General features: G+C 75.0%; 1 protein-coding gene. It reads left to right on the top strand.

The window, feature by feature from the left end; genetic code table 11:
- The coding region (locus tag AB0C29_RS47700) for a hypothetical protein (RefSeq protein WP_360834906.1) at positions 1 to 1,431 on the top strand (1,431 nt) is incomplete at its 5' end.
- Positions 1,432 to 1,561 lie beyond the last annotated feature (130 nt).

Genomic DNA, 1,561 nt, shown 5'->3' on the forward strand with positions numbered 1-1,561 from the left:
CGCCTCGACGAGATGCGGCTGGCGGACCGGGCGGTGCGTTCGACGCTGCGGGCGGTCTATGACGAGCTGGGCCCGGGTGAGCAGCTGGTGTTCCGGCGGGTGGGCGGTTATCCGGGTACGTCGGTGGGGCTGGCCGCCGCGGCGGCCCGGTGTGCGCTGGACGAGCATGTGGTGGCCGAGTCGCTGGAACGGCTCGTGGACGCGTTCCTGGTGGAGTCCCCGGCGCCGGACCGCTACCGGATGCACGACCTGGTGCGGCTGTGCGCGCGGGAGCTCGCCGACGACGGTGCGGAGGGCGTGGACTGCCTGCACCGGCATCTGCGGTGGCTGACCGCACGGGCCCGGGCCGGGCAGTGGCTGGCCGCCGAGCGGGAGAACGTGCTGGCTGCGGTGCACGCGGCGGTCGGGGCGGGGCTGGCCGCGCCGGCCCGGGCGTTGATCGAGGCGGTGCATCCGCTGGTGACCGGGGAGGCCGAGCACTCGTACCGGCTGCGGTTGTGGTTGTCGGCGGTGCCGGTGGCGCAGGCGCTGGGTGATGAGCCGTTCCGGATCCGGGCGTTGCGGTGGGTGTCGCACTCGTACGGGATGGCGGGTCTGGTCCGGCTCGAGCTGCCGGCGGCGCAGCAGGCGCTGGAGGCCGCCGAAGGGCTCGGCACCGACGTGCGGGAGATCGCGCTGGCCTTGTGGCGCGTCGGGGACGCGTGGCGGGCGCAGGACCGTTTCGCTGAGGCCGAGGCGGCGCTGTTGCGGGCGCTGGAGCTGCTGATCGGGCTGGGCGCGGTCGCCGACGAGATCGAGGTACGGCTGTCGCTGGGCACCCTGTACAACACGTTCCTGCGTCCGGAGCTCAGTGTGCCGGTGCTGAGCCGGGCCGTGGAGCTGCTGCCCGAGCGGGAGTCGCCGGAACGGGGCTGGGCGCTGCTGGGTCTGGGCCTGGCCTCGGAGCTCGGCGGGCAGACCGACCGGGGCCGGGAGCTGGTGGCGGAGGCGATGGGGGTCGCCGAGCGCATCGGTGATGAGCTGCTGCGCGGCTACTGCCTGCAGGAACGGGGCTGGCTGTACGTGCGGCACGGGGCGTACGACCACGCCGAGCGGGACTTCCGGGCGATGCTGGCGATCTTCGAGCGGCTGCGCAGCGGGCACGGCATCGGCAGCGCCCACGCGGCGCTGGGTGACATCGCCGACATGCGCGGTCAGCATCCGGCGGCGTTGCGGGAGTACGGCACGGCGATGGCGGAGTATGAGCGCCTCGGGCTGCGGGTGCGCCTCGGTCAGGTGCTGCTGCACCGGTCGGTGGTGCTGCGGGCGCTGGGCCGTGAGCAGGAGGCGGACGCCGACCGGGTCCGTGGTGAGCAGTTGAGCGGGGACGCGCCGGTGCATCGGGGACCGGCGGTGCAGCGGCGGCCGGGCCGGCCGGGCCGGGAGGCGTGATGCGGGTGCGGTGGGTGACGGGGTTCCTGGATACGCCCTCGCGGGTGGCGGAGCCGTTCTGGCAGGCGGTGACCGGTTCCGGGTTGTCGCCGCGGCGGGGGCCGGGCGGGGCGTTCGCGACGCTGGTGCC

The sequence above is a fragment of the Actinoplanes sp. NPDC048791 genome, assembly GCF_040650095.1.
Classification (GTDB): Bacteria; Actinomycetota; Actinomycetes; order Mycobacteriales; family Micromonosporaceae; genus Actinoplanes.